The organism is Deltaproteobacteria bacterium, from assembly GCA_016933965.1.
Classification (GTDB): Bacteria; Desulfobacterota; Syntrophia; order Syntrophales; family UBA2210; genus JAFGTS01.
In genome coordinates this window covers 57,062-80,790 of the sequence record JAFGTS010000044.1, presented here as the reverse complement: position 1 = coordinate 80,790, position 23,729 = coordinate 57,062, and the positions used below count along the sequence as shown (strand labels likewise).

24 protein-coding genes and 3 tRNA genes are annotated in these 23,729 nt (G+C 55.7%); 3 read left to right on the top strand and 24 right to left on the bottom strand.

Annotated features, from left to right (window positions below):
- The first annotated feature begins 33 nt into the window (after nucleotides 1–33).
- The 3 genes from JXO48_11005 to JXO48_10995 all read left to right on the top strand — a co-directional run bounded on the left by JXO48_11005 (nucleotide 34) and on the right by JXO48_10995 (nucleotide 3,357).
- Nucleotides 34–110 (top strand) — tRNA-Lys (locus tag JXO48_11005).
- Nucleotides 111–192: 82 nt separating this feature from the next.
- The gene (locus tag JXO48_11000) at nucleotides 193–1,182 is read left to right on the top strand and encodes a nitronate monooxygenase (protein MBN2284407.1); all 990 of its coding nucleotides are present in this window, start codon (nucleotides 193–195) and stop codon (nucleotides 1,180–1,182) included.
- Between the two features lie 477 nt (nucleotides 1,183–1,659).
- Nucleotides 1,660–3,357 (top strand): AMP-binding protein, encoded by a 1,698-nt coding sequence (locus tag JXO48_10995; GenBank protein ID MBN2284406.1) that lies wholly within the window; start codon nucleotides 1,660–1,662, stop codon nucleotides 3,355–3,357.
- Nucleotides 3,358–3,525: 168 nt separating this feature from the next.
- On the opposite strand, the gene JXO48_10990 is transcribed toward JXO48_10995, so the two are convergent.
- The 24 genes from JXO48_10990 to JXO48_10875 form a co-directional block, all read right to left on the bottom strand.
- Entirely contained in the window at nucleotides 3,526–3,807 is a 282-nt protein-coding gene (locus JXO48_10990; GenBank protein MBN2284405.1) for a hypothetical protein, read from the bottom strand.
- Between the two features lie 160 nt (nucleotides 3,808–3,967).
- On the bottom strand, nucleotides 3,968–4,240 hold the full coding sequence (locus JXO48_10985; protein MBN2284404.1) for a TMEM165/GDT1 family protein: 273 nt from the start codon (nucleotides 4,238–4,240) through the stop codon (nucleotides 3,968–3,970).
- 254 nt (nucleotides 4,241–4,494) lie between these two features.
- Nucleotides 4,495–4,570, bottom strand: a tRNA-Cys gene (locus JXO48_10980).
- Nucleotides 4,571–4,583: 13 nt separating this feature from the next.
- A tRNA-Gly gene (locus JXO48_10975) sits at nucleotides 4,584–4,658 on the bottom strand.
- Between the two features lie 66 nt (nucleotides 4,659–4,724).
- On the bottom strand, nucleotides 4,725–5,330 hold the full coding sequence (gene pgsA, locus JXO48_10970; GenBank protein ID MBN2284403.1) for a CDP-diacylglycerol--glycerol-3-phosphate 3-phosphatidyltransferase: 606 nt from the start codon (nucleotides 5,328–5,330) through the stop codon (nucleotides 4,725–4,727).
- Between the two features lie 4 nt (nucleotides 5,331–5,334).
- The gene (gene fsa, locus JXO48_10965; protein ID MBN2284402.1) at nucleotides 5,335–5,982 is read right to left on the bottom strand and encodes a fructose-6-phosphate aldolase; all 648 of its coding nucleotides are present in this window, start codon (nucleotides 5,980–5,982) and stop codon (nucleotides 5,335–5,337) included.
- 23 nt (nucleotides 5,983–6,005) lie between these two features.
- On the bottom strand, nucleotides 6,006–6,281 hold the full coding sequence (locus tag JXO48_10960) for a YHS domain-containing protein (GenBank protein MBN2284401.1): 276 nt from the start codon (nucleotides 6,279–6,281) through the stop codon (nucleotides 6,006–6,008).
- Between the two features lie 58 nt (nucleotides 6,282–6,339).
- On the bottom strand, nucleotides 6,340–6,885 hold the full coding sequence (gene folK, locus JXO48_10955) for a 2-amino-4-hydroxy-6-hydroxymethyldihydropteridine diphosphokinase (GenBank protein ID MBN2284400.1): 546 nt from the start codon (nucleotides 6,883–6,885) through the stop codon (nucleotides 6,340–6,342).
- A 14-nt stretch (nucleotides 6,886–6,899) separates the two neighbouring features.
- Nucleotides 6,900–7,709, bottom strand: coding sequence for a 4-hydroxy-tetrahydrodipicolinate reductase (locus JXO48_10950; GenBank protein ID MBN2284399.1), 810 nt, complete (start codon nucleotides 7,707–7,709; stop codon nucleotides 6,900–6,902).
- Nucleotides 7,710–7,757: 48 nt separating this feature from the next.
- Nucleotides 7,758–8,630: a 4-hydroxy-tetrahydrodipicolinate synthase gene (locus JXO48_10945; protein MBN2284398.1), complete on the bottom strand. Its 873-nt coding sequence runs from the start codon at nucleotides 8,628–8,630 to the stop codon at nucleotides 7,758–7,760.
- A 39-nt stretch (nucleotides 8,631–8,669) separates the two neighbouring features.
- On the bottom strand, nucleotides 8,670–9,932 hold the full coding sequence (lysA, locus tag JXO48_10940) for a diaminopimelate decarboxylase (GenBank protein MBN2284397.1): 1,263 nt from the start codon (nucleotides 9,930–9,932) through the stop codon (nucleotides 8,670–8,672).
- Between the two features lie 6 nt (nucleotides 9,933–9,938).
- Nucleotides 9,939–10,172: a hypothetical protein gene (locus JXO48_10935; protein ID MBN2284396.1), complete on the bottom strand. Its 234-nt coding sequence runs from the start codon at nucleotides 10,170–10,172 to the stop codon at nucleotides 9,939–9,941.
- Nucleotides 10,153–11,538 (bottom strand): argininosuccinate lyase, encoded by a 1,386-nt coding sequence (gene argH, locus JXO48_10930; protein ID MBN2284395.1) that lies wholly within the window; start codon nucleotides 11,536–11,538, stop codon nucleotides 10,153–10,155. The genes JXO48_10935 and argH overlap by 20 nt, the downstream gene beginning before the upstream one ends.
- Nucleotides 11,539–11,625: 87 nt before the next feature.
- Nucleotides 11,626–12,834: an argininosuccinate synthase gene (locus tag JXO48_10925; protein MBN2284394.1), complete on the bottom strand. Its 1,209-nt coding sequence runs from the start codon at nucleotides 12,832–12,834 to the stop codon at nucleotides 11,626–11,628.
- A 3-nt stretch (nucleotides 12,835–12,837) separates the two neighbouring features.
- Nucleotides 12,838–13,755 carry an ornithine carbamoyltransferase gene (gene argF, locus JXO48_10920; GenBank protein ID MBN2284393.1) on the bottom strand — a complete coding sequence of 306 codons (918 nt, stop codon included), beginning with the start codon at nucleotides 13,753–13,755 and terminating at the stop codon, nucleotides 12,838–12,840.
- Nucleotides 13,748–14,938, bottom strand: a complete 1,191-nt coding sequence (locus JXO48_10915; protein MBN2284392.1) for an acetylornithine transaminase — start codon at nucleotides 14,936–14,938, stop codon at nucleotides 13,748–13,750. The genes argF and JXO48_10915 overlap by 8 nt, the downstream gene beginning before the upstream one ends.
- Before the next feature lie 32 nt (nucleotides 14,939–14,970).
- The gene (gene argB / locus JXO48_10910) at nucleotides 14,971–15,879 is read right to left on the bottom strand and encodes an acetylglutamate kinase (GenBank protein ID MBN2284391.1); all 909 of its coding nucleotides are present in this window, start codon (nucleotides 15,877–15,879) and stop codon (nucleotides 14,971–14,973) included.
- Between the two features lie 43 nt (nucleotides 15,880–15,922).
- Complete coding sequence (gene hslU / locus JXO48_10905; GenBank protein ID MBN2284390.1) at nucleotides 15,923–17,290, bottom strand: ATP-dependent protease ATPase subunit HslU; 1,368 nt, start codon at nucleotides 17,288–17,290, stop codon at nucleotides 15,923–15,925.
- A gap of 94 nt (nucleotides 17,291–17,384) precedes the next feature.
- Nucleotides 17,385–17,963: an ATP-dependent protease subunit HslV gene (gene hslV / locus JXO48_10900; GenBank protein ID MBN2284389.1), complete on the bottom strand. Its 579-nt coding sequence runs from the start codon at nucleotides 17,961–17,963 to the stop codon at nucleotides 17,385–17,387.
- Nucleotides 17,964–17,977: 14 nt separating this feature from the next.
- Complete coding sequence (gene xerC, locus JXO48_10895; protein ID MBN2284388.1) at nucleotides 17,978–18,871, bottom strand: tyrosine recombinase XerC; 894 nt, start codon at nucleotides 18,869–18,871, stop codon at nucleotides 17,978–17,980.
- 67 nt (nucleotides 18,872–18,938) lie between these two features.
- Entirely contained in the window at nucleotides 18,939–19,169 is a 231-nt protein-coding gene (locus JXO48_10890; protein ID MBN2284387.1) for a DUF3553 domain-containing protein, read from the bottom strand.
- 38 nt (nucleotides 19,170–19,207) lie between these two features.
- Complete coding sequence (locus tag JXO48_10885) at nucleotides 19,208–19,708, bottom strand: bifunctional nuclease family protein (GenBank protein ID MBN2284386.1); 501 nt, start codon at nucleotides 19,706–19,708, stop codon at nucleotides 19,208–19,210.
- Entirely contained in the window at nucleotides 19,693–21,057 is a 1,365-nt protein-coding gene (miaB, locus tag JXO48_10880; protein ID MBN2284385.1) for a tRNA (N6-isopentenyl adenosine(37)-C2)-methylthiotransferase MiaB, read from the bottom strand. The genes JXO48_10885 and miaB overlap by 16 nt, the downstream gene beginning before the upstream one ends.
- Before the next feature lie 198 nt (nucleotides 21,058–21,255).
- Nucleotides 21,256–23,460, bottom strand: coding sequence for a PAS domain S-box protein (locus JXO48_10875; protein MBN2284384.1), 2,205 nt, complete (start codon nucleotides 23,458–23,460; stop codon nucleotides 21,256–21,258).
- Nucleotides 23,461–23,729: the final 269 nt, after the last annotated feature.

Sequence of the window (23,729 nt, the reverse complement as noted above, 5' to 3'; positions counted from 1 at the left end):
ATGAACCCGCATTGCTGGGATAAATACCAATGTGGGCCCTTAGCTCAGCTGGTAGCAGCAACTGACTCTTAATCAGTAGGTCGTCGGTTCGAACCCGACAGGGCCCACCATGAAACTTCAGGGGTTGTGAGTCTTCCAGAGGACTTTCAGCCCCTTTTCATTATGTGCAGAAAAGAAAAGGAGAGAACTGCTATGAAGACCGCCATCACTGAAATGTTCGGCATCACGTACCCGATCATCTGCGGCGCCATGATGTGGCTCTGCAAACCACCATTTTGCGCAGCAATTTCGAACGCGGGGGCCATGGGCAACCTGACGGCCGCGAACTATGAGACTGAAGAAGATTTCAGGGCCGCCATCAGGGAGACGAGGAGCCTCACGGACAACCCCTTCATGGTCGGGGTGACCATCCTTCCCTCAGTGCGCATCACCGGTGAACATTACAAGATGTACGTCCGCGTCTGTGCTGAAGAGAAGGTGGCGGGGATCGAGTTTTCGGGCGCCCCCGCGGACAAGGCCTGCGGTCCCGAATATGTGGAAATGCTCAAAAAGGCGGGTGTCCGGATGTTCCATAAGGTCGGTTCCGTTCGACATGCCGTCCACGCCATGAAGGCAGGGTATGACGGCGTCTACGCCGCCGGCATCGAAGAAGGCGGGCATCCGCTGAATGACGACGTCACCTCCATGGTGCTCACGCCGAGGATCAAGGAGGAAACGAACCTACCCGTTGTCACCGTGGGCGGTATAGCCAACGGGAAAAACCTGGCGGCGGCGTTGATGCTCGGTGCCGACGGGGTCATGATGGGAAGCCGGTTCATGGCGACGAAGGAATGCAACGTCCATGACAACATCAAGCAGGAACTCATCAGGAGGCAGGAGTTCGAAACCACTCTCATCTGCAAGACCATCCACCTGCAGGCACGGGCGCTCCGGAACATTAACGTGGAAAACATCCTCGAAGTGGAGGCCCAGGGCGGCGGCCTCGAGGCCATCCTTCCTCTGATAACGGGGGATCGCATTGTAAAGGCCTGGGAATCGGGTGATGTCGATTACGCCCCCATGATGGTGGGACAGTCCATCGGCCTGATCCACGATATTCCCAGTGTGGGAGAGTTGGTAAAACGAATCACCGAAGAAGCGGAAGAACAGATCGCCGCGGTACAGGCAAAGATCAAAGGATAAAGGAAAATATGGGTATCACAGGGGTGAGGCCGGCGGCCTCACCCCTTTTTTTTCCCCTGCGCGGCATGCGGACGTGCTGAGCACCTGAAACAAATTACTGGCATTTTATCGCCGGAATATAGTATGAGTAGACATCTCGTACACAACATCGTATTCGCACTCCTCTTCACGCGGGAACCCGGCTCGTGTTCAAGAGGTCAGCGACATCTCTATCGGCACGCTCTGGTTTTTTTGTATAAACAGGGTTTCTTGAAAGAGAAGCATCATCTCACGACTACCATTCCTGTAACGGGCCCGACGTCCGAGGGCGTCACACAACACGGCCGGCGGCAGCCCTTTGAATAGAAGGTTTCTTTGTGATTTTCATGCCGCGATGCACGGAAGGAAAGCGCATCGCCATGAAAAAAGAGAGTGGTGAATCGCCATGTGCGGTGTGATCGCATGGCCACGTGAAATTTCACAAAAGGGGGTTGAGGTATGAGCGATATCTATGCGGAAAAACCATGGTTGAAACATTACGACAAACATGTCCCTCCCACACTGACCTATGAGGAAAAGACGTTCGCGGAACAATTCAAGGACGTCGTCTCAAAATATCCTGACAAGACGGCCTTGATCTACATGGGCAAACATATCACATACCGGGAGCTCGACCTGCTGTCGAATCAGCTCGCCCAATACCTGATCAAGATCGGTCTCAAACCCGATGACGTCGTCGGGCTCCACATGCCGAATATACCGGCCCACTACATCGGTATTGTCGGGGTACAGAAGGCGGGATGCGTCTCGACCGGCCTGAGCCCGCTTCTTACACCATATGAGATGGAACACCAGTTGAACGACTCCGGCGCGAAAGTGATCATGACCATCGATCTCCTGTATGAAAAGATCGCCGAAGTTGCCGGGAAAACGAAATTCTCGACGGTCATCGTCGCGGAGGTCGCCGATTTTCTTCCCGGAGTGAAACGTGTCCTCGGCAAGCTCCTGAAAAAGATCCCGACTGCGGAAGTAACCCCTCTCGCGGGAAAGACCGTTATCCGCTTCATGGACGCCATTCGGGGAATGCCGACGGAACCCGTCAATATCAAGCGAACCTTTGATGACACCATATTCATGATGTATACCGGTGGAACGACAGGTCCCGCAAAGGGCGCCGTTCTTACCCATCGCGGTTACATGTCCAATCGCCTCCAGGTTTTGAAGTGGCTCGACATGGTACCGGAAGAGGTCGCCCTGTCCGCATTTCCGCTCTTTCACATCGCCGGGCTCGCCCTGGGTGGATTTTCCATGACCTACGGAGCCACCCAGATCTGTGTTCCCAATCCCCGGGATTCTGAATTCATTATCAAGGCCATAAAGGCGAACAAACCGACCATCATCGTGAACGTGCCGACCGTGTTCTTTGAACTGATGAAACGACCGGCATTCAAGGAACTGGACCTCAGCGGTGTCAAATGGTGCCTGAGCGCGGCGGCACCCTTCCCGCCCGACTATATCGGTGAGCTCGAAAGCGTCATCGGCAAGAACCGTTTCATTGAACTCTACGGCATGACCGAAACATCACCGGTAAGTTGCTGCAATCCCCGTTACGGGACAAAAAAACCGGCATCCATCGGCATGCCCATGCCCGACACGGAATTCAAGCTCATCGATCCCGAAACGGGGCAGCCGGCGAAACTCGGGGAACCCGGCGAGATCGCCGTCCGTGGTCCACAGCTCATGACGGGTTATCACGGAAAACCGGAGGAAACCGCCAACGCCGTCAGGGACGGCTGGATGTTCACGGGAGACGTGGCCAAGATGGACGAGGACGGATACTTTTACATCGTCGACCGGGTGAAAGATATGGTCATTGTCTCCGGGTTCAAGGTATTCACCCGCGAGCTCGATGACGTTCTTTCAAAACACCCTGACGTCGACATGGCCGCCTCGGTCGGTATACCCGATCCCGCAAGACCGGGTTCTGAGCGGGTGGGAGTGGCCATCGTTCTCAAGCCCGGTGTGGCGCGCGATGAAGCGGAAAAGGCAAAACTCCTGACATTCATGCGTGAAAACATGGCCCCCTACAAGGTACCGAAGGTCATCGAGTTCATGAACGAGCTTCCCACCAGCGGTGTCGGCAAGGTGCTCAAGCGCGAGCTGAAAAAGGTCATGGCAAAGGGTATTGAAAAATAGCGGTACGGCGGCTTCCGTATTCCGAAGCCGACAGAGCCGTTACCATCTGAAATGAAAAAGGGGCGCCCGCCCTGTGGCGGGTGCCCCTTTTCAATCCATTGTTTCATGGGGGTCGAAAAACCATCGGCCTCTCAGGCCCCCTGGAAAGCATACGGCGCGGCGTGAAGATCAAAATTCGAAGGTACCCTGCTCGCCGAGCCGCTCCGCCTTTTCTTCCCCCTTGTCCGCTGGTATCTTTCCGGTTTTTTCCCCCTTGACCGGTTTCCGGTGTCCCCGATACACCAGAAGCGCCTTTTCAATGATCGATGAAAAGGTCTCACCCGACACGGCACGCTCGGAATCGAGAATATCCTTTGTCACATGTGATATAAGGATTGTCACCGAGCGTTTCCCCTCCGCCCGTCGTTTCTCCACGTATTTTCTCTGGCGCTCTTTGCCCGGTAACCCCATGGCTCCTCCGTAACATGTGACAGCAATCATCATCTGTTGTCAATTGTAACAGATGTATCGGTTTCTCACTGAAAAAGCAATCTCTTTATCTGACAGGATGATGGAAACGATCGCTCAGATGATTTCTTGATATGCACCGTACAGTCCTTCATATGATCCGCTATGCCCTGGCAATGGTCCAGATACCGATGACGATAAATCCGATACCCGCCGCATAGGCAAGGTACTTTTCGTTTATATAGTTGGAAAGAAGACTTCCCGCCAGGACACCGATCGCCGACGTCATGATCAGCGCCAGGGAGGCACCGATGAAAACGACGAGCTTGCTGACCTCACGGTCGGTGGCGAAGAGAAGTGTCGCAAGCTGCGTTTTGTCACCAAGCTCGGCAACAAAAATCGCTCCAAACACCATCAAGAGTACCTTTAAGTCCATTTGTCCCTCACCACATTCCTTTCCAAATGATTCCGACAGTCCCACCTGCCGGTCCGTAAAACCTCGGATAAACACTATTTCTAATAGATATTTGTTGATGAAGCAAGGTTTCTCTTTGATCTCGGACCCGAAGAGGTTGTTACCTTCACACTGCCGATCCATCGCTTTGCCTTGCCGTCAGAATGCTTGGTAACGGTTGAGCGGTGTACAAAAAGGAAGGACCTGCCTTGTTACAGGCAGGTCCTTGATATCACTGGAGGCGGCAACCGGATTCGAACCGGTGAATAACGGTTTTGCAGACCGCTGCCTTAGCCACTTGGCTATGCCGCCCGTATAAATAAATTGGAGCGGGCGAACGGATTCGAACCGTCGACGTCCACCTTGGCAAGGTGGCACTCTACCGCTGAGTTACGCCCGCTCAGAGGGTTTCGTTAATAGTAGAATACCTTTCAATTGTCAATAAAAACTTTTCATGAAAGACCGTCTATTGTCGATTCGTAAAGGTCTCCCGGTGAAACTCCCTGAAGTAATTCACGGCGGACCAGACGGCCAGGACCACGCCGACATACATGAGGGCGATCCCCACGCCATGCGCGTTGAGACCGAAGAGGGGATAATGGATCAAAAGGGCCGATATCGCGATGTCGATACAGATCGTTTTCTGTTTGCCAAGGGCTCCGGCGGGGATCACGATACCCTCGGCCGACGCGACGCTTCTGAGCCCGTCGACCATCAGGTCCCGCATAACGATAACGACTACCATCCATACGGGGATCCGGCCGATGGGGATCATCAGGATCATGGCGGCGCTGACTATCAGCTTGTCCGCCACGGGATCGAGGAATTTGCCCAGGGTGGTGACCATGTCATATTTCCGCGCGATATAGCCGTCCACCAGATCCGTCAGGGCGGCCACGATAAAAAAGAAGGCAATGATGAGGCTGAGTATCCTTCCCGGCGACAGAAGCAGGAGGAAGAGGATCGGAATGACGCCGATCCGCAGCAGTGAGATGCAGTTCGGCAGATTCACGATCTCCCTGTTGCGCCGCGATATGGGAAGTTTATCAAAGTAATTCTTAACAAAATCCATCATGCTATTTTTTCGGCACCTTCCGCCAGTCAGCGAGAAACCGCTCGATCCCTATATCCGTCAAGGGATGTCTGGCAAGTTGCGTCATTACCTTGAAGGGCATGGTGACGATATCGGCTCCGATCAGGGCCGCATCCAGGACATGAACGGGATTCCTGACGCTCGCCACGATCACTTCGCTATCGTATCCGTAGTTGTCGAAAATGGTGATGATCTGCTCCACCAGTTCCATTCCCCGCTGGGATATGTCATCAAGTCTCCCGATGAAGGGACTCACATATGACGCCCCCGCCTTTGCCGCGAGCAGGGCCTGCAGGGGTGAAAAGACCAGGGTCTGATTGACGGCGATGCCCGTTTCGGAGAGGACCTTGGTCGCCTTCAGCCCCTCCGTCGTCAGCGGGACCTTCACCGCCACGTTTTCGGCACGGCCGGCAAGTTTCCTGCCCTCCTCCACCATTCCCGCCGCATCTTCGCTCACAACTTCCAGGCTCACGGGGCCTTTCACTATTTTCAGGATCTCCTCGACGACCGTATCGAAATCCTTGTTCTCCTTCGCTACCAGGGTAGGGTTCGTCGTCACGCCGTCGACCATTCCAAGCTCAATCCCTTCCCTGATCTCATCGATATTCCCCGTATCAAGAAAAAACTTCATTTACTGTCCCTCACCGCAGTGTTCTATCCTTCCTGTCCGCCCTTTTGTGCATCATGGTATTTCCGCCAGCATTCCTCGCTGCAGAAAAAAAGGGTTTTCCCCCCGTCACTGACCCGATAGGCATCACTGATCGGCACATAGGTGCCGCAGTACGGGTCCTGAACAAGTTCCTCACCCGGCCCGGCGGGCGCGATCTTTCTCTCACGCCGACCCCGCGTACCCCCGGCCGGCACCAGTGACCTTGCGAGACGGTATATCAGATAAACAATAATGATTGCAAGCAGTAAACGAAAGATCATGGATCCTACACCATCACATCCACAGGTTCCCGTAATGCCCGGACGTCCGGCACCGAACTTACAGCGAAAGAACTTCAACCGCTTCCGTCGAGGAAAGCCTCGAGAGCAGCCCTTTGACGGATACCCCGAAAACGGGATGTATCACATAGGGCGCTATCTCGATCAGCGGTACGAGCACAAAGGCCCTTCGGTGCAATTCGGGATGGGGTATGGTCAATGCCTCCTCGGTAAGGATATTCTGACCGTAAAAAAGAATATCAAGATCGATGACACGGGGTCCCCACCGCCGGTCACGAACCCTGCCCATGGCATGTTCGATCCCTTGAAGAATTTCCAGAAGCTCCTTCGGCTGAGCGACCGCCCTGACCTCGACAACGGCATTTACGAACCAGTCCCCGCCGGTATCACCGACCGGTTCGGTCCGGTACAGGGACGATCTTCTCAGAACATCGATCCCTTTCGATGCCTCCATGCGAGCCGTCGCCTCGAGACAGTTGACGTCCGGTTCGCCGAGATTCGAACCGACTCCGATATAACAGACTATTCCCTGGTCCACCGTTTTCAAAGAAACCTGTTTTGTCTTCGTCGAGTTTGTTTCCCCCATCGGGGGTGAGGGCACTACCGGCTGCGCAACCCCAGGACATCCAGCATGTCGTAGAGCCCTTTTCCCTGTCCGACGATCCACAGTGCCGCACGGAGGGCACCGCGGGCGAAGTTGTCCCGGCTGTGCGCCCGGTGAATGAATTCGAGACGTTCTCCCATGCCGCCGAAAATGACCGTGTGCTCTCCCACGATATCACCGGCCCGGACCGTCTGAATACCGATCTCCTGTTTCGGACGGGCGCCGATCATGCCCTTTCTTCCGTAAATGCCGACTTCATCGAGGTCCCGTTCCAACCCCCCGGCTATGATCTGGGCCATTTTCACCGCCGTACCGCTCGGCGCATCCTTCTTCTGGTTATGATGTGCCTCCACGATCTCCACATCATAATCATCACCCAGAATGGGGGTTACCTCTTCAAGGACCTGGAACAGGACATTGACACCGACGCTCATGTTCGGGGCGAGGACACAGCGGGTCCGGGGAGCGATGGCCCGTATCTCCTTCATGTCATCGGCGGTGATTCCCGTGGTGCCGATGACGATGGCCCGCCCGTGATCAGCAGCTATCCTCAGATTGTCGAGCGTCGCGTCACGATGGGTAAAATCGATGACGACATCGCCTTTTTCAATGCAGGATGACAGACCATCTTCAAGTATGACGCCCGTTTTACCAAGGCCGTGGAGCTCCCCCACATCCGTTCCGACAAGACCGTGTCCTTTTTTCTCAACAGCCGCCGCCAGTTCGATGCCATCGGTGGCCGACATGAGCGACATGATCCTGCCCCCCATTTTCCCGGCCCCTCCCATCACGATCGCCTTTACCATAGAAGTTATCCTCCCTGTCCGACAGGGGTGAAGAAACGTCCGTCCCTGTTACAGGAGCCCGTACTCCTGCAGGACCTTTTTCAGTTTTTCAAAGTTCCCTTCGGCCATCGGGCAGAGGGGAGACCTGAGTTCGTATTCTATCTTGCCCATGAGCGACAGTGCCGCTTTCACCGGAATAGGGTTCGTCTCGAAAAAACAGGCATCCATGACGGGCCGCATCGCGTGATGCAGTTCACGGGCCTTTGCGAGATCACCCGCTTCAAAGGCGTCGCACATGACCGCCATGTCAGCGGGGATAACGTTGGAAACAACGGAGATCACCCCTTTGCCTCCCACGGCGAGGATCGGCAGCACCGTAAAATCATCCCCGGAGAGCACGGTAAAATCATCCCCGCACAGTTCAACGACCTTGCTGATCTGTTTCAGATCACCCGACGCCTCTTTCACTCCAACGATATTGCTGACCCGAGAGAGACGAGCGTCCGTTTCGGGCAGCAGGTTGACCCCGGTTCTGCTCGGAACGTTATAGAGGATTATGGGGATGGGGACTTCATCGGCCACTTCCTTGAAATGCCGGTACAGCCCTTCCTGGGTCGGCCTGTTGTAATAGGGCGTCACCATCAGGGCCGCGTCGGCTCCGACCTCATTGGCATGCCTCGTCAACCGGATAGCCTCACGCGTGCTGTTCGACCCCGTTCCGGCAATGACGGGAACCCGCTTGTTGACGGTTTCTACGGCGATCTCTATGACCCTGTCATGCTCCTCGTGCGAAAGGGTCGCTGATTCTCCCGTCGTTCCGCAGGGAACGATCCCATCGGTCCCGTTCGCGAGTTGAAATTCTATCAGCTCCCGGTATTTCTCCTCGTCGACAGCCCCGTTCCTAAAGGGCGTCACCAGCGCCGTTATTGATCCCCTGATCATGGTACTTCCTCCTCATGGGTTTGTTTCCTTTTCTCTCTATCATGATATCGCCAAATAGTCAGGCATTTCCTCGCCCCTGATCAAATCTTCATAATCTTCCCGTTTTTTGATCACATCAAAGCGGTCACCGCTGACGAGGACCTCCGCGACCCGCGGCCGCGAATTGTAATTGGAAGACATGGTGAACCCGTAGGCACCGGCGCTCATCACGGCCAGAAGGTCTCCCCGTTCACATCGGGGGATTTCCCTCCCCTTCGCCAGAAAGTCGCCGGATTCACAGATCGGCCCGACCACGTCGGCGACGATGGTGCTCTTCTCCCCTTCAATGACGGGTTTTATCTGATGATATGACTGGTACAGGCTCGGCCTGATCAGGTCGTTCATGCCCGCGTCGACGATGACGAAGTTCTTGTTACCGCCCGTCTTCGTAAAGAGGACCCGGGTCATCAACAGACCCGCGTTCCCCACGATCACCCTTCCCGGCTCGAAAATGAAGGTGCAGTCCATATCCCGGGATTGTTCCATTATGACCCGGGCATATTCAACGGGATGGGGCGGCTTTTCCTGATTATAGGGGATGCCGAGCCCGCCGCCGAGGTCAAGGTATGAGATCGCGATACCCTCCTCCCGGAGCAGGATGATCAATTTCCTGAGCCGCTGAAGGGCATCCACGAAGGGAGATATTTCGGTTATCTGCGACCCGATGTGGCAGTCGACCCCCACGATGTCGATATTGCTCAGTTTCCGGGCCTCCCGGTATTCCTCAAGAGATTTCTGGATGTCTATGCCGAATTTGTTCTCCTTCATCCCCGTGGAGATATGGGGGTGGGTCAGCGGGTCCACATCGGGATTGACCCGCAGCGATATCCGCGCACGCCTGCCAAGTCGCATGGCACAGGCGTTGATGACCCTCAGCTCCTGGGGAGATTCGACGTTGAACATGAGGATATCGTTTTCGATGGCATATTCGATCTCGTCATTTCGTTTTCCCACGCCGGAGTAAACGATCTTTCCCGGGTCCGCGCCGGCGTGAAGCGCCCGGTACAGTTCTCCTCCCGAAACGATATCGACGCCGCTTCCCTCCCTGACGAATATGCGCATGATAGCGATGTTGGAATTGGCCTTCGCTGAAAAACAGACGATATGGGGAATATCGGAAAAGGCCGAGTCAAACACGTTGTAATGCCGCTTCAGGGTCCGATGGCTGTACACATACAGAGGCGTTCCCACCGCGTCCGCCACGGAACTCAGCGGGACATCCTCGCACCAGAGCTGATTGTCACGATAATGGAAGTAATCCATTGTCACCTATCCTTCGCGATCCCGGGACTCATTGGGTGAGAGGGTCTCCTGAACAGGCCGGCAGGGTACGGCGCTTTCTCCCGCGGTAAAGGTCTTCACCGTGTCCGCCTGGAATCGATGCCCCGCCCCGGCGCAGATCGGATCCGCCTTCTTCCCGCATCCCGGACACATGAAGAGAACCGCGCTCAGGGCAAGCGCAAGCGCGATCCGAAGGGCCGCTCTATGACGCTTTTTCATCATCTATCTCTTTCAGCCTCGCCAGGACGGACTGTCTTGACGTTCCCCCGACACCGGCCCGCGCCCGCAGGGAATGTTCCACGTCAAGGCACCGGTATATCCCTTCATCCGCAGCCGGGTAAAAACGTCGCATCTCGTCCAGGTCGAGGTCACCCAGAAGCACTCCCTTTTCGATCGCATACGCGACCAGGCGTCCCACGATGCCGTGGGCTTCCCTGAAGGGAACGCCTTTTTTCACGAGGCATTCCGCGAGGTCCGTGGCCGTCGCGTACCCTTCCGTCGCCGCCTCGCGCATCCGTTTCCGGTTCCACCGTACCTTCTTCACCATGGCGTCGAGAACCGACAGCGAGGCCTTCACGGTATCGACCGTATCGAAGAGCGGTTCCTTGTCCTCCTGAAGGTCCCGGTTGTAGGTCATCGGCAATGCCTTGAGCACCGTCAGCAGGGTGACGAGGTTACCGTAGATCCGTCCCGTCTTGCCCCTGATGAGTTCCGCCACATCAGGGTTCTTTTTCTGCGGCATGATGCTGCTCCCTGTCGTAAAGGCATCGGAAATCTCCGCGAAACCGAACTCGTCGCTCGACCAGATGATCAGGTCTTCGCAGAAGCGGCTCAGGTGCATCATGAGCAGCGCCGCATCAAAGATGAACTCGGCAATGAAATCACGGTCCGAAACGGCGTCCATACTGTTCCGGGAGATCCCGGGGAATTTCAGGAGCCGTGCCACGTATTCCCGGTCGACGGGGATCCCCGTACCGGCGAGGGCCGCCGAACCGAGAGGCATGACATTGATCCTCGCCAGGCATTCCTCGAGCCGCTCGCTATCGCGCCGCAACATCTCCCGGAAGGCAAGAAGATAATGGGCCAGCAGGACCGGTTGCGCCCGCTGGAGGTGGGTGTACCCCGGGAGGATCGTGTCCAGCTCCCGCCGGGCCGCGGCGGTGAGCGTCCCCATGAACGCGCCCAGCATCTTCCGTATCCCACGCACCTCACTCCGCAGATAAAGCCGCACATCCAGCGACACCTGATCGTTCCGGCTGCGCCCCGTGTGCAGTTTTCCGCCCGCCTCGCCGACACGCTTGATCAGGGCCTTCTCCACGGCCATATGGATATCTTCACAATCGGCCTGAAAGGAAAAGGTTCCCTCTTCCATGTCGCGGCCGATCTCCCTGAGGCCGGCTATGATCTTTTTCGACTCCGCGGCCGTGACGATCCTTTTGCGCGCCAGCATCCTGCAATGGGCGATGCTTCCTTCGATGTCGTAACGGAAGAGCCGCTTGTCGAAGTGGATGGAGGCGGTGAATTCCTCCACCTGCTGATCGGTGGATTCCCGAAACCGCCCTCCCCAGGGCTTTTTGCTTTTACTCATAGGAGTGTCCCGCCTTTTCCCGGCCGTCTTCCGCCGGTCCTGTTCATCCGGTCCCGGAATGTTTCCCGATGCGTTCCGCGCCGTGCGTCACAGGTTCAGCATTGCCCGGATCCTCATTCTCAGGGCGTTGAGCTTTATGAATCCCGTGGCATCCTTCTGATCATACACCGCATCCCTGTCAAAGGTGGCAAAGTCCTCGCTGTAGAGGGAATGGGGCGATTTTCTGCCGGCCACGATACAATTGCCCTTGTAAAGCTTGATACGGGCCGTTCCCGTCACATCCTTCTGCGTTTCGTCCATGAACGCCTGGAGGACTTCCATCTCGGGGGCGTACCAGAAACCATTGTACGCGAGCTGGGCGTATTTCGGTATCAGCGAATCCCTCAGGAACATGACCTCCCGGTCCATGGTGATCGATTCCAACGCCCTGTGCGCCGCCCAGAGAACGGTTCCGCCCGGCGTCTCGTACACTCCCCGCGATTTCATTCCCACGAACCGGTTCTCTATCATGTCCACCCTGCCCACGCCGTTCTTTCCCGCCACACCGTTCAGATGATCGAGGAGCTCGGCGGGGCCCATCTTCCTGCCGTCGACGGCTACAGGGTTACCCTTTTCGAAATCGATCTCAACGTAGGTCGCCCCATCGGGCGCCTCTTCCGGCGACACTGAGAGGACGAACACGTCCTCATCGGGCTCGACCCACGGGTCCTCGAGCATGCCTCCTTCGTGGGAAATGTGAAGAAGGTTGCGGTCCTCGCTGTAGGGCCTCTTTTTCGTGATGCTGACCGGTATGTCATGTTTTTCCGCGTAGTCGATCATGGCTTCCCGTGAACGCAGTGTCCATTCATCGAGCTTCCAGGGGGAAATGATCCGGATATTCGGTTCCAGGGCATAGTAGGTCATTTCAAATCTCACCTGGTCGTTCCCTTTTCCCGTCGCCCCGTGACAGACGGCGTCGGCTCCTTCTTTTCGTGCAATCTCTATCTGTCGTTTGGCGATCAGCGGCCGCGCCAGTGACGTCCCCAAAAGATAGGTCCCTTCATAGACGGCGTTCGCCCGCAGGGCGGGAAAGACAAAATCCCGAACAAATTCCTCGCGCAGGTCTTCGATATATATTTTACTTGCTCCCGTATTGAGAGCTTTCTCCTCCAGACCGTCAAGCTCCTCTTTCTGTCCCACATCCGCCGCGAAGCAGATAACCTCACATCCGTAGGTATCGATGAGCCATCTCACGATCACCGACGTGTCAAGCCCACCGGAGTAAGCAAGAACGACTTTTTTCACCTCTTGTTTCACCGTTTATTCTCCTCTCATTAATATCTCCAGTATCGCCTTCTGCACGTGAAGGCGGTTTTCAGCCTGGTCAAAGACCACGGAATGCGGTCCTTCCATTACCTCGTCGGTTATTTCCTCGCCCCGGTGCGCGGGAAGGCAGTGCATCACGATGACGTCATCGGCGGCACAGTCCACAAGCGCCTGGTTGACCTGGTACTCCCTGAACCGTTCGATCCTCTGTTCACGCTCGTCCTCCTGCCCCATGCTGGCCCAGACGTCGGTATAGATGACATCGGCGGCGGCGGCGGCTTCACGGGGTGATCGATACAGTCTGATCCCCTCGGGCGACTCATTCAAGGCCCGTTCCATGAGCGGCCCGTCCGGGTCATATCCATCGGGACAGGCCAGGTTCAGCCTGAAGGGAAGCTTGCCCGCGGCGTTTATCCATGAATTCGCCACGTTGTTTCCGTCACCGATGTATGCGACGGTTATCCCCCGGCAGGTCCCCTTCTTTTCTTCTATGGTAAACAGGTCGCTCAGGATCTGGCAGGGATGTACCAGGTCCGTCAGGCCGTTTATGACCGGGATCGAAGCCCATCGGGCGAACTCTTCCACGAGGTCCTGCTCGTAGGTCCTGATCACGATACCATCCAGGTATCTCGACATGACCCGTGCCGTGTCGGCCACCGTTTCGCCCCTGCCGAGCTGCATATCGCGCCGGCTGAGAAACGTCGACGTTCCGCCGAGCTGGTTTACACCGGCCTCGAAGGAGAGCCTCGTCCGCGTCGAAGACTTATCGAAAAGCAGCCCCAGGGTTTTCCCCGCGAGCGAATCCCGTGGCGTCCCCTCATACAATATTTTCTTCAGGACCCGGGAGCGATCGAGGATGACATCGAAGTCACCGGCGCTGAGCCTGTCCAGTGATAATAAATCCTTATTCATAATCCATCATCACCTCATCAAGAACATTGACAACCCTGTCTATATCATCACCGGAAACGATCAGGGGCGGAACGAGCCTCAGGACGTTCCCGCAGGTACAATTGATCAGAACCCCGCGTTCAAGGCAGGCCCTGACCATGCCCCCCCCTTCTACGGCCAGTTCAACACCGACCATGAGTCCCCGGCCCCGCACATCGCGGATAACGGACCTTCTGTTCTTCAGCTTTTCAAGTTCACCGCGGAAGTAGTCACCCATTTCCCGGCATTGTGCCGGTATGTTCTCGTCGAGTAATGTTTCCATCACAGCGATCCCCGCCGCCATGGCCAGCGGGTTCCCGCCGAACGTGGTGGCATGGTTTCCCGGCTCGAAACAGGATGCCACGTTCTCACGGGCAAGCATCGCCCCCAGGGGAAATCCGTTTCCCAGCGCCTTCGCCAGGGTCATGATATCGGGCTCAATGCCGCTCTGCTCATAGGCGAAGAGACTGCCCGTCCTCCCCATGCCGGTCTGGACCTCATCTAATATCAACAGGAGCTCATGTTCATCACAGAATTTCCGGAGGTCCCCAAGGTACCCCTCGGAGGGCACCCTCACGCCCCCTTCTCCCTGGATGGGTTCGACCAGGACGGCACAGGTCTTGTCGGTAAGGGCATGTTCCAGTGCACTTATATCGTCGTACGCCGCGTAGCGAAACCCGACGGGCAGAGGATCGAACCCGCGGTGAAATTTTTCCTGGCCCGTGGCCGTCACGGTTGCAAGCGTTCGCCCGTGAAACGAGTTTTTCATGGTTATGATCTCGAACCGTCCTCCCCGTCCCCGTTCATTGCCGTACTTTCGCGCCAGCTTGATGGCAGCTTCGTTCGCCTCGGCCCCGCTGTTACAGAAAAAGGCCCTGTCGGCAAAGGAATGTTCGACCAGAAGCCGGGCCAACCGCGCCTGAGGTTCGATATAATATATGTTCGACACATGCCAGAGGACGTCTGCCTGGCGTTTGACAGCCTCGGTCACCCGGGGGTGACAGTGTCCGAGACTGCAGACGGCGATCCCCGCCAGGAAGTCGAGATATTCCCGTCCCTCCGAGTCCCAGACACGGCTCCCCCTGCCGCGGACGAGGACGACCGGAAGGCGCCCGTAAGTGTTCATAATGTAGGTGTCGGCCTGTGTGATGGGGTCATCTTGCATAGTCACGATCGTCTCCCTGTCCGTCAGCCTGCTCATGGTGTCCGGTCCGACACGACCTCCGTACCGATCCCCTGATCGGTAAATATCTCGAGCAGAATGGAGTGCTTCAATCGCCCGTCGATGATGTGGGCCTTTCGAACACCCCCCCTCAACGCCTTGAGGCAGCATTTCACCTTTGGGAACATGCCCCCTTCGATGACACCCGACCCGATAAGGTCGTTCGCCCGGGTGTCGCTGATCGAGTGAATGAGGGAACCGTCCCCGTCAAGGACACCGGGCACATCGGTCAGAAGAACCAGTTTTTCAGCATTCACCGCGGCCGCCACTTCCCCGGCCACGATATCGGCATTGATATTGTATGTCTCGCCAGCCTCACCGACGCCGGTCGGGGCAATGACGGGTATGAACCCGTCCTGAACGAGTGACTTGATGAGATTGGCGTCGATCTCCGTAACACGCCCCACCAGACCGATATCGATGATCTCCGACGGTGTGTCTTTCTTCTTTTCTTCCGTGAGCAGGTATTTCTCCGCGCGGATGAGGCTTCCGTCCTTGCCGCTCAGACCAACGGCCCGGCCGCCGTGATGGTTAATGAGCCCGACGATCTCCTTGTTCACCTTCCCCACCAGGACCATCTCGACGATATCCATGGTTTCCTTGTCGGTCACCCGCATACCCTGAACAAACTTCGATTCCTTACCCAGCTTTTTCAATACACTGCCGATCTGCGGTCCGCCGCCGTGAACGATGACCGGGTTGATACCCACATATTTCATCATGACCACATCCCGGGCGAACATGGTCTTCAGGTCTTCGTCGGCCATGGCGTGTCCGCCGTACTTGATGACGATGGTCTTGTTGTAAAAACGCCTGATATAGGGCAGAGACTCGAGAAGGACGTCGGCCTTGTGCATGGTGCTTTCTAACGTTTCCTGCTCCATCATGTTCCTCTCTTCCGTATCGATCCCACCGGTATCCGATCGATCAGAGGATGTAACGGCTCAAATCCTCATCCTCAACGATATCGGACAGTTTTTCATTTACATACACGGCGTTGATCACGACCTGTTTTTCCGACATGTCGGGCGCATTGAAGGATATCTCTTCAAAGAGTGTTTCCATGATCGTGTACAGTCTCCTGGCGCCGATGTTTTCCGTCCGATCGTTCACGATCGCGGCCACTTCGGCGATCGATTCGATCGCATCATCCTCATAGATGACATTGATTCCTTCCGTTGCCATCATTTCACGGTACTGTTTCACCAGGGCGTTGTGAGGCTCCGTCAGGATCCTGATGAAATCATCCTTGCCGAGGGGGTCCAGTTCCACCCGGATGGGAAACCGCCCCTGAAGTTCCGGAACGAGGTCCGAGGGCCGGGAGCCGCTGAAAGCGCCCGCCGCGATGAAAAGGATATGGTCCGTCTTGATCATTCCGTGTTTCGTGCTCACCGTCGACCCCTCGACGATGGGGAGGAGGTCCCTCTGGACACCTTCCCGGGATACATCGGGACCGTGGCTCGAATCGCTTCCCACGATCTTGTCGATCTCATCAAGGAATATGATGCCCGATTGTTCAACCCGTTCGAGGGCCGTCCGGGTGACCTTTTCCATATCGACCAGTTTCTGTGCCTCCTCCTCGGTCAGGATCTCTATGGCTTCCGGAACCTTGACCTTCCGTGTTTTTTTCTTCTTCGGAAAGATGTTTCCAAACATTTCCTTCAGATTGACACCCATATCCTCCACGCCCGAGGAGGAAAATATCTCTATCATGGGACCGCTGGGACTTTCGAGGACCTCTACGTCCACGATGCGGTCGTCGAGCCTGCCGTCGCGAAGCAGCCTCCGCAGTTTATCCCGGGTCGCCTCGCGGCCGGCGGGGGCTTCCTCCGCCGGTTCCGGAGCGCCCGGCGGCTGCGGCGCCTCGATCCGCCGCGGGGGAAGCAGAATATCCAGTATCCGTTCCTCGGCTATTTCGGCCGCCTTGATGGCAACGCTTTCCTGTTCTTCCGACTTCATCATATTAATGGCGATCTCGACCAGGTCCCGGATCATGGATTCCACGTCACGACCCACATAGCCGACTTCCGTGAACTTCGATGCTTCCACCTTCAGGAACGGTGAATTGTCCAGTTTCGCCAGTCTTCGCGCGATCTCCGTTTTCCCGACCCCCGTCGGACCGATCATGATGATGTTCTTCGGCGCTATCTCCTCCCGAAGCTCCTCGGGAACCTGCTGCCGGCGCCACCGGTTCCGGAGCGCTATGGCAACCGCCCTCTTGGCGTCTCCCTGTCCGATGATGAATTTATCAAGCTCCGATACGATCTCTCTCGGTGTCAAATTTCTTGATGTCATGCGTTCCTCTGTTGTTTTTTTTCACAGGCCATACGCAATAAGCCACCAACGACGTGATATCCCCGTTGATGGCCGCACGAAAAAACCCGTTCGATTATGACTTTCTGCTTCGAGGCGTCTTGTTTTCCCCGCTTTCCTCCTCGTCCTCCGAAAGTTCTTCAATGGTCACGGAATCATTGGTGTATATGCATATCTCCGCCGCAATGCCCATTGCTTCCCGTGCGATATCCGAAGCCGTCATGTCCGTGAACCGCATGAGTCCCCGCGCCGCCGCGAGTGCATAGGGGCCGCCGGAACCGATGGCCATGACGTCGTCGTCCGACTCGACCACATCGCCGTTACCCGAAATGATCAGGGATTTTTCGGAACTGACCGCGATCATAAGGGCCTCCAGATGTCGAAGGACCCGGTCTGTCCGCCAGTCCTTCGCCAGTTCCACCGCCGAACGCAGGAGATTGCCGTTATACTGCTCGAGTTTCTGATCAAAGCGCTCGAAAAGAGTGAAGGCATCGGCCGTAGCCCCGGCGAACCCGACGATCACCCTGTCGTGATAGAGACGACGCACCTTCCTGGCCGTGTGCTTGAGAATGGTCACATCAAGCGTCACCTGACCGTCTCCGGCAACGGCGACCTTTCCGTTTCTTCTAACGGTCAGAATGGTTGTTCCCTTCATGTGCATCGTTCCTGCTACCCTTTCTGTGCCCGTGGATGGCTTTTATCGTATATCTCCATGAGACGGCTTACGCTCAGCGATGTGTACTTCTGGGTCGTCGAGAGGCTTTCGTGACCGAGCAGTTCCTGGATCACCCGCATGTCCGCACCGGCATCGAGCAAGTGCGTGGCGAAGGTATGCCGCAGCACATGGGGGGAGATCTTCCGATTCACACCGCTCTGCAGGATATACTTGTCGATGATCCTCCTCACGCTGCGAGTCGACAGGCGTCCACCCCGGCTGTTCACGAAAAGAGGGGCCTCTTCCGTCGCCCCGAAGAGCTCTTTCCGTTTCGCCTGATATGCGTCGATCGCCGCCAGGGCATGATTCCCGACAGGTACGATCCGTTCCTTCTTTCCCTTTCCCCGGATCTTCATCACCTGCTGCCGGCTGTTCACGTCGCCGTCGTTGAGGCCCGTCAATTCACTGACCCTGACACCTGACGAATACATGAGTTCAATTATCGCCCGGTCCCTCAACCCGAAGAGGTCACCGGGAAAAGCGATCCCCAGGACCGAAAATATTTCATCCACGGACAGTACCGTGGGCAGGTACCGGTCAGCCTTGGGCGCCTGCACCATTTCGGCGGGACTGTATGATATCTTTCCCTCGCGCAGCAGATATTTGAAGAACGCCCGCAGGCTCGCTATCTTTCTTGACACGGTCACTTTCTTGTTCTCCCTGCGATAGAGCAATGCCAGAAAGGCCCTGATGATCGACCGGTCCACCTCGCCGACGCTTGTGATGCCCTTCTCGGAAAGAAACTCCTGAAACTGATGCAGATCGGCCAGATACCCGCGTTTCGTGTGACGGGAAAAGTTTTTTTCGATCTCGATATAGGATTCGAAATCCTTGAGCGCCTGTGCCATGTCAGGACTTTCTTTCATCGTGTTCTTCATATGCCGCTCACCCGGGGATGCGGAATACTCATCCCGGTCAATCAGAACACCGCCGTACGCCGGCATAGTAACAGCAGCATGAATTCGCGAAATTATTATCAAACACCCGGGTGTGGCCGTCCCTGAACGTGATCTTTACATAGGACATGCCGCCGACCACCGAGGAATTGCGTTCTTCCACGACAACACCGAACCCCCATTCGGGATACCGCAGGTGAAAAACCTGATCACCTGTCTTCAGGTACAGCCGTCGAATTTCTTCCTTCATGATGACCGCCACGCCGGATGGTATGTATCTCCTCACCTCTACATTTTATATTTTCCAAAGGCGTCGTTTGAAAGATTTTCCAGAAATTCCTTCAGCTGGTCCTTCGAATATTTGTCAAGCTCCTGTGATGACTGCCCCAGGTCGATCTTCGTCGACTTCTCGATCACCTTTTCATCGACAAAGATCGGCGCATTGGCTCGAAGGGCAAGGGCTATGGCATCACTCGGGCGGGAATCGACGGTAATGTTCGCCGCATCCTTCAGAATGTGTATGACGGCGAAAAAGGTGTTGTTCCGCAGGTCGTTGATGACGATCTTCGTCACATTGACATTCAGGGACCGCAGAAGGTCGTTCATGAGATCATGCGTCATGGGACGCGCCAGATCTATCTTTTCAAGCTGCGTCGCTATGGCACTCGCCTCGAACAGGCCGATCCATATGGGAACCGCCTTCTTCTCCTCAAGATCCTTCAGTATGACGATGGGGGTGCTCGTTATGGGATCAATGGCCAGTCCGAACACCTTCATCTGAATAAGCATCCCCGTACCTCCCTCTCATCGAGTGCTTCGCCCCTCAATGAATGTGCATAGGCACCGGTGATCCTGACGGAGATGATCGTACCCGTCAATTCAATATCACCGGGAACATTTACGATTTTATTCGTCCTTGTCCTTCCTGTTATATCGTTGGGGCTGTTCCTGCTGACCCCTTCGATAAGTATCTCCTCGACCCTGCCAACAAGCCCGTGATTCCTCTCCATTGTGTGACATTCCTGCAGCATCTGCAGCCGTCGAAGCCGATCCCGTTTTACCCCATCTTCGACCTTGTCACCATACGTCTCAGAGGCTATGCCGGGCCGGTCGGAATAGGCGAAGGAAAAAGCGTTATCAAACCTCACTTTTTCCATAACGTCAATAGTTTTTTGAAAATCCGCCTCGCTTTCACCGGGAAATCCGACAATGAGGTCCGTCGATACGCTGATGTCCGGACAGATATCCCGGAGACGCGCCACCTTTTCAAGATAGGTCCCGGCCGAATAGTTGCGGTTCATTCGCGTGAGAACCTCATCGGAACCGGACTGAAGGGGCAGATGAATATGCTCGCAGAGCTTGTCCACCGTCCGGAAACACTGCATCAGCTCTTCCGACAGGTCTTTCGGATGGGACGTGGTGAAACGTATCCGCTCAATTCCTTCGACATCGTTCACTTCGTGCAACAGTTCCGGGAAATCGGGATTTCCGCTGCCGTTGCTGCAGTATGAATTCACGTTCTGACCAAGAAGCGTCACTTCCCTGATGCCGCCTTCGGCCAGCATCCGGATCTCCTCCATGATGTCCCCGTCACTTCTGCTCTGTTCACGGCCCCTGACATAGGGGACGATACAGTAGGAGCAGAAATTGTTGCAGCCCTGCATTATTGTTACATATGCGCTTACCTGTTCACGACGGGCCGGTACCGGAATGCCGATCGATGTCACCTGTTCCTGAAAGTCCGTTCTCACGACCCGTCTTCCCGTTCCCTGTATCTCATCGACCACTTCGGAAAGCGCGTGAATATTGTGGGTACCGAGCACAAAATCAAGGTGGGGCGCTTTCTCGAGGAAATCACCTCCCCACTGTTGCGCGAGACACCCGGCAATACCGATGATGAGAGAAGGGTTCCTTCTCTTCAGCCGCCGGAGCCGCCCCAGATAGCTGTGGGCTTTCTGCTCGGCCTTTTCCCGGACACTGCACGTATTGATGATGACAAGATCGGCCGTCTCCACCTGATCGGTCCGTGTGAAACCTGCATCTTCAAGCAGGACCGCCATCTGTTCCGAATCATGAACATTCATCTGGCAGCCGAATGTTCGTATGTACAGTCGCTTTCTCCCGTTCTCTACCGCCATGAAGCCGAATGATACTCCCCCTGATTTCCTTTAGTTACCCGCATGCCCCTGTTCCCGGGCACATCGTATCTTCCATTGAATGAAACCTAATACAGGAGAAGACCCCCGTCAATAAAATTCTGGACCGGCAGACCGGGTGTGGTTTCCGTAACCTTTTGATTTCAGGAACATTGAATGAACGGTACGGCCGGTGAGCCGTTACTGTTTCTGAAGCCGGCGCGCTTCGGAAGGCGGGGTAAAATCAAATTCAAAATTCCTTTTCCGGAAAAGTTTGAGGCAGGCGTCAACAACAGCGGGGTCATAGAACGTTCCCCGTTGTTCCGATATCTCCTCCAGCGCCGCGTCGATCCCAAGTGCCGACCGGTAGGGACGGTGAGATGCCATGGCCTCCACGACGTCGGCCACGGCGATGATCCGCGCCTCAAGGAGGATGTCATCTCCGGAAATTCCCTTCGGGTATCCCGAGCCGTCGAGTTTCTCATGATGCTGCAGGACGATCTGCGCGACGGGCCATGGAAAATCGATATTTTTCAGGATGTCGTACCCGATCTGGGGATGAACCTTCATCATCAGGAACTCGATCTCCGTCAGGATGCCGGGTTTACTGAGTATCTCCGAAGGTTCGTATATCTTGCCTATGTCGTGGAGCGTGGCAGCGACCATTATCCCTTCTATCTGTGCCTCGGGAAGGTCCATCTCCCTTGCGATGGCACAGGCCAACTGGGCAACCCGCTGCTGGTGACCGGCCGTGTACGGGTCCCGCTTCTCCGTGATCGAGGCCAGGGCGCTGACCGTTTCTTCCATCCGTTTCTGAAGTTTTTCAAAACTTTTCTTCAGCTCTTCCTGGGCCCGTTTGCGGGCCGTTATGTCCCTCACGTACCACATGTCGGCCGGGTTCTCGTTCAGCTTGATGATCCCCAGGGCGATCTCTATGTCTTTCTGTGAACCGTCCCGGCAGAGGAGTTTCGCCTCATGTACGGGCAGGACCTTCTTTCCCGCCATGTGCATCCGGTATACTTTTGAAAATTTGTCACGACAGGACGGCACGAAGATGTCGAGATAATGTTTCCCCACCAGTTCCCTCACGGCATATCCCGACATGACGGCCATGGCCTTGTTGGCGAATTTATAGACATCGTCCTGTATGATGACCACGCCGTCCATGGCCTGTTCGACGACGGCGGAGTACTTTTCCTCACTTTCCCGAAGGGCCTCTTCCGCGTGCTTGCGCTCGGTGATGTCCTCGTAGACGACGACGATCCGTTTTTCCCGGAGGATATCACCGACCTTGGAGGTATTGATCCGACAGACGATGTCCGTGCCGTCCTTGCGGCGGCAGGGAAATTCTTCCGAACAGGTGCTCTGTTCTTCAAGGACCGGGTACACGCGCCGCGCTATTTCTTCAAAATCCTCATCGCTCCGGTAGAAGGTCCGCGTCAGCTTTCCGATCAGTTCGGAAGGTTTCCAGCCGAAGACCTTTTCCACCGCGTCGTTGGCGAATATGATGCGCCTGTTCTCAAGTCCGATAACGGCATGGGGTATGGCGGCCAGGATCGACGATTCAAGTTGCTTCATTTCGTCGAGCTTCTCCTGTGCGATACGGGTCGCCGTAATGTCCATGGAACTTCCCATCGCGGCACACCTGCCGTAATATTCCATGGAGGTCACCGTTTCAAGTATCCACCTCGTTGTCCCGTCCTTCGTGATCAGGCGGTATTCATAGGGGGTTTTCTTCTCACCCTTGAGCATGCTGACGGCGTTCTCTCTCACCCGGTCCCGGTCATCGGGATGCACCATGCTGAGAGGATCGACCTTGAGCAGGTCCTCCATTTTGTGATAGCGCGAATAACTCAGTACATGGGGGTTGGCGAATTTGAATGTTCCGTCCTGTATGATGTAGACACCGGTCTGTGAGCTGTTGGCAAAAACATTGTAGAGCTTTTCCGCCTGCTTCTGCTCCGTGATATCCCGGATGATACCCTGATAACCCAGTATCACGCCTTCAGCCGATTTCTTGACGGTCATATTGACCAGGCAATCCATTGGCCTGCCGTCCCTGTTCCGCAGCTCGACGTTGAAATCCGTAACCGCCCCGTCCTTTTCTATCTCTTTGAGAAACCTCGCGCGATCGGAGGGATGTATGTAAAAGTCCCGGACGCTCATCTTCATCATCTCTTCCCGGGTATAGCCGAAGAGGTCCAGCGCGGATTGATTGAAATCAATGAATTTGCCGTTCCTGCCGGCGATGATGATGGCATCCCGTGATTCTTCGAAGAAATTACTGTAGAGCTCCTTCCGGTCACTGTCGACCCCAGCAGCGGACGTCGGCGGACCCGCCCCGGCGTTCCGAAGCCTTTTCAGTTCCGCGACCAGCTCTGTTTTTTTCATCCTTTCATAATTCATGAGCAACTCCGCTGTACCAACGGCATATCCACAACAGCCGCCGGGACCTGAGGCTGTATTGTAAATGCTCTCCCATTGGCTGTCGAGTAAAAAGTGAGCCGCCCGTTCATATGGGCACGGAGAAATCATCAAAATGAAAGGGTACCCGGATGTGCATCCCTTTTAAAGCGGCCATTGAAACGGATGGGGTTCAAGAATTTTTCTCCTCCCTTTGCAAAGGGAGACCGGGAGGGATTTTTGTATGTAAAATCCCCCCAACCCCCCTTTAT